Origin of the sequence: Desertihabitans aurantiacus (assembly GCF_003344635.1) — a bacterium.
GTDB lineage: Bacteria > Actinomycetota > Actinomycetes > Propionibacteriales > Propionibacteriaceae > Desertihabitans > Desertihabitans aurantiacus.
In genome coordinates, this window is the sequence record NZ_QPKK01000295.1 from 1 (window position 1) to 4,331 (window position 4,331).

5 protein-coding genes and 2 pseudogenes are annotated in these 4,331 nt (G+C 74.3%); 4 read left to right on the plus strand and 3 right to left on the minus strand.

The genetic code is table 11. The annotated features are described in order from the left end of the window. The coding region (locus DVA66_RS17550; protein WP_198671903.1) for a hypothetical protein at positions 1-228 on the minus strand (228 nt) is incomplete at its 3' end. Positions 229-300: 72 nt separating this feature from the next. Here DVA66_RS17550 and DVA66_RS17555 point away from each other — a divergent pair. From DVA66_RS17555 to purQ, 3 genes and pseudogenes are all read left to right on the plus strand, one after another. Next, the gene (locus tag DVA66_RS17555; RefSeq protein ID WP_198671904.1) at positions 301-1,038 is read left to right on the plus strand and encodes an alpha/beta fold hydrolase; all 738 of its coding nucleotides are present in this window, start codon (positions 301-303) and stop codon (positions 1,036-1,038) included. Continuing rightward, positions 1,035-2,208 (plus strand): annotated as a pseudogene (locus DVA66_RS17560) (phosphoribosylaminoimidazolesuccinocarboxamide synthase); the annotation flags it as partial. The gene DVA66_RS17555 and the pseudogene DVA66_RS17560, both read left to right, overlap by 4 nt. A 170-nt stretch (positions 2,209-2,378) precedes the next feature. Then, on the plus strand, positions 2,379-3,101 hold the full coding sequence (gene purQ, locus DVA66_RS17570) for a phosphoribosylformylglycinamidine synthase subunit PurQ (protein ID WP_114561218.1): 723 nt from the start codon (positions 2,379-2,381) through the stop codon (positions 3,099-3,101). An 18-nt stretch (positions 3,102-3,119) separates the two neighbouring features. Here the strand turns inward: purQ and DVA66_RS17575 are convergent, their stop codons facing one another. Continuing rightward, on the minus strand, positions 3,120-3,623 hold the full coding sequence (locus DVA66_RS17575) for an SRPBCC family protein (protein ID WP_114561219.1): 504 nt from the start codon (positions 3,621-3,623) through the stop codon (positions 3,120-3,122). Then, entirely contained in the window at positions 3,620-3,988 is a 369-nt protein-coding gene (locus DVA66_RS17580) for an ArsR/SmtB family transcription factor (RefSeq protein WP_114561220.1), read from the minus strand. Before DVA66_RS17580 ends, DVA66_RS17575 begins: the two co-directional genes overlap by 4 nt. Before the next feature lie 52 nt (positions 3,989-4,040). On the opposite strand from DVA66_RS17580, the pseudogene DVA66_RS17585 reads away from it, so the two are divergent. Further along, positions 4,041-4,331, plus strand: a pseudogene (locus tag DVA66_RS17585) (hypothetical protein); the annotation flags it as partial.

The window sequence follows — 4,331 nt, forward strand, 5'->3', positions numbered from 1 at the left end:
GCCGTTGAGGTAGGTGCTCATCGACTCCAGCGGGTACTTGCGCTGCAGCACCGAGGAGCTGACGTCGAGCACGCGGTGCGCCAGCGGGTGGCCGCGCCCGGCGCGCAGCGTCGCCAGCACCTTCCGCCCGAGCAGGGCCGCCCCCGCCGCGAGCAGGCCGGCACCGGCGCCGGCGGCGACCGGGAGCGTGCGTCCGCGACGGGCGGGTGTCCGGGGCTGCGTGGTCATGGCCCTGGGCTACCCGGGATCCCCGGCGCCAACCGTGGCGGGCGGCGGGTGCGGCCTCCTACGATCGCCGGGGTGAGGTCGACGATGATCGAGGTGGAGCCGGGGACGTCGCTGCACGTCGCGGTCTGCGGCCACGGCCCGGACGTCCTGGTCCTGACCGGTGGCCCGGGCTGCGTGCAGTACCTGGAGGACGAGGAGATCGCCCCACCGGGCTACCGCTGCTGGTACGTCGAGCCGCGCGGGGTCGGTCGCTCCGGCGGGGGAGCGCACACCATGGAGCAGGCGCTTGCCGACCTGGAGGCGGTCCGCGAGCACCTCGGCGTCGGGAGCTGGACGGTGCTCGGCCACTCCTGGGGCTGCGACCTCGCGGTCCGCTACGCGCTGGAGCGCCCGTCCTCGGTGGCGGGCGTGGTGGGCGTCGCCGGGCACGGACCGCACCGCGACCGCACCTGGTCCGCGGCCTACGAGGCCGGTCGCCCTGCCGAGCCTGCCGTCGAGGTGGCGTGGAGCCGGGAGGTGCACGCCTCGCTGAGCGCCTCCTTCGACGAGTGGATCCACCAGCCCGGGCTGTGGCGCGGGCTGGCCGACTGCCCGGTGCCGATGCGGTTCGTCGCGGCCGGGCAGGACATCCGCCCGTCCTGGCCGCTGCAACAGCTCGCCGCACTGGTGCCGGGTGGCAGCTTCACCACCGTCGCGGACGTCCCGCACGACTTCTGGTCCACCAACCCCGGCGTCTGGGTCGAGACGGTCACCGACGCCCTGCGCTCGACCACCGCGGCCGCCCGTCCGGCCGATAGGATCGGCGGGTGAGCCGCTTCGACCTCGGTCTGCCCCTCATCCACTCCGGCAAGGTGCGCGAGCTGTACGCGTTCATGGACCCGTCGGCGATGCTGATGGTGGCCAGCGACGCCATCTCGGCCTACGACTTCGTGCTCACCCCGGACGTCCCCGGCAAGGGTGTGGTGCTCACCCAGCTCTCGCTGTGGTGGTTCGACCAGCTCGCCGACGTGGTCGAGAACCACGTGCTCAGCACCGACGTGCCGACCGCGGTCCGCGGACGGGCCGTGGTCTGCGAGCGGCTGCGGATGTTCCCCGTCGAGTGCGTGGCCCGGGGCTACCTCACCGGGTCGGGGTGGGCGGAGTACCAGCGCACGGGCACCGTGTGCGGCATCGAGCTGCCCGAGGGGCTCAGGGACGGCGACCGGCTGCCCGAGCCGGTGTTCACGCCCGCCACCAAGGCTCCCCAGGGCGAGCACGACGAGAACGTCGACTTCGCGACGGTGGTCGAGCTGGTGGGCGCCGAGACCGCCGAGGAGCTGCGCCGGCTGACCCTGGAGGTCTACCGCACCGGGGAGCGGATCGCGCGCGAGCGCGGCATCATCCTGGCCGACACCAAGCTCGAGTTCGGCGCCCGCACCGACGGCACCATCGTGCTGGCCGACGAGGTGCTCACCCCCGACTCCTCCCGCTTCTGGGACGCCGGGCGCTGGCAGCCGGGACAGTCGCTGCCGTCGTTCGACAAGCAGTTCGTGCGCGACTGGCTGACCACCGCCTCGGGCTGGGACCGCGCCTCCGACACCCCGCCGCCCCCGCTCCCCGAGGACGTGGTGCGGGCCACCCGCGAGCGCTACCTCGAGGCCTACCGCCGGCTGACCGGCGGCGAGCTGCGACTTTGAGCGCACCCGCTCACCTGCGTCCGCGCGTCGGCGGGGGCGGCGCCGGAGCACTAGGATCGCGGCCATGGCACGTGTGGTGGTGGAAGTCATGCCCAAGCCGGAGATCCTCGACCCCCAGGGCAAGGCGGTGACCGGTGCGCTGGCGCGGATGGGGTTCGCGGGGCTGACGGTGCGGCAGGGCAAGCGTTTCGAGATCGAGGTCGAGGGCGAGCTCGACGACGCCCGGCTGGCCCAGGTGCACGACGCCGCGGAGAAGCTGCTGGCCAACACCGTGATCGAGGCCTTCGAGGTGCGCAGCGACGAGACGTCGACCGCCCCGGTCGGCGGCGCCCCGGCCGACCCCGCCTCGGTCGCGCAGGGTCAGGTCTCCACCCAGCCCGGGGCTGCCGCGTCCGCCTCCGAGCATGCTGACGCTGCGGTGCCGGCCAACCAGCCCGCCACCGAGGCCCCCAACGCCGAGGCGGCGGGCCAGTCGTGAGCGCCCCCACCGCCACCCCGGACCTCGCGCAGACCGCTCCCGGCGCGCGGATCGGCGTCGTCACCTTCCCCGGCTCCCTCGACGACACCGACGCGCTGCGTGCCGTGCGGCTCTGCGGTGCGGAGCCGGTGCCGCTGTGGCACGCCTCGCAGAGCCTGGACGGGGTGGACGCCGTCATCCTCCCCGGCGGGTTCTCCTACGGCGACTACCTGCGCTGCGGCGCGATCGCCCGGTTCTCCCCGCTGATGGCCGAGCTGATCACCGCCGCCCGCCAGGGGCTGCCGGTGCTCGGCATCTGCAACGGCTTCCAGATCCTCTGCGAGGCGCACCTGCTGCCCGGCGCGCTGATCCGCAACGACGTGCGCACCTTCGTCTGCAAGGAGCAGCGGCTGCGGGTGGAGTCCACGGACACCGTGTGGACCCAGGACTTCCTGCCCGCCGAGGAGATCTCGATCGTGCTGAAGAACGGCGAGGGCGGCTACGTCGCCGACGCCGACACGATCGAGCGCCTGGAGGGGGAGGACCAGGTGGTCTTCCGCTACCTCGGCCCGAACCCGAACGGCTCGGTCAACGACATCGCGGGCATCACCAACGACCGCGGCAACGTGGTGGGGCTGATGCCGCACCCCGAGCACAACGTCGAGCCGCTGACCGCGCCGTCGACCGACGGCCGCCGCTTCTTCACCAGCGTGATCGGTTTCCTCGCCCGCGCCCGCTGACGCCCGCGCGGTGCCGGCTCAGGCGGAGGCGTCCAGCTGCTGCCGGTAGTGGGCCACCATCGACGGGTGGTAGTCGGCGAAGTCGGGCTCGGCGCCGCCGGTGACCACCGAGGCGAACCGGTCCAGGTAGTACTCCCACCCCGGTCCGGTGTCGGTGGCCTCGCCGGGCTCGGTGAGGTGCTGGACGAACTCCAGCGTGGTGACGCCGTCGGCTTCGGACAGGTGGGCCTCGAGGTCCCAGGCGCCGTACTCGTCGACCATCCGCACCCGCAGGTGGGACGGCGCCTCGCAGGCGACGATGTCGAGGTCGCCGGTCGGCTCCTCGTCCTCGGCCGTCATGGTCAGCCGGACGGTGCGCCCGGCGCCGGGCTCGCCGGTCCACGGCCCGATCCAGCGGGCCGTCCGCTCCGACTCCGTCAGCGCGGCCCAGACGTCGGCGCGCGGGGCCCGGAAGGTGCGGACGAGGACGAGGTCGGCGCCGGCCGCGGTGCGGGTCAGCCGGCCGGTGGGTGTGGGGCTCATGCGGTGTCCTCCTGGGTGTCGTCGGTGGCAGGTGCGTCCGTGCGCGGGGTGCGCCGGTCGCGGCGGGTGCGGTGCACCTCGGTCTCGAGGGCGTCCAGCCGCCGGGACCAGGGATCGCCCAGCAGCAGGTGCAGCCAGGCGTCGAGCTCGTGCAGGGCCGTCGGGTCGAGCCGGTAGACCCGCTCCCGTCCCGCCGGCTCGTCCACCACCAGCCCCGCCTCGCGCAGCACGCGCAGGTGGCGGCTGACCGCGGGCCGGGAGATGGGGAACTGCCCCGCCAGCGCGTGCACCGTGCGGGGCGAGCGGTGCAGAAGCTCCAGGATCCGGCGTCGCACCGGGTCCCCGATCGCTGCTGCGGCGTCCACACCAAAACGGTAACAGGATGGTTACCGGTTCGCCAGGGGTAGCGTCGGGCCCGTGTCCGAGCACACCTTCGAGCTGGCGGTCGCGCGGTCCTGCCCGCCCGGGGTCGGATCGATGACCGGTTACCGCGGCGGCGGACCGGACGGGCTGCACCGCGGGCTGCCCTCGTCCCGGCTCACCTTCATCGTCAGCGTGGACGACGGGGTCGAGGCGGCCGCCGAGCCCGCGGGGCTGCCCGCGGCCCGGCCGAACCCGCTGGTGCTCGGCGGGCTGCACGTGCGCGCCAGCTGGGTGCGGCAGCGTCCCGGCCAGGCCGGCGTCCAGCTGGCGGTGCACCCGCTGGCG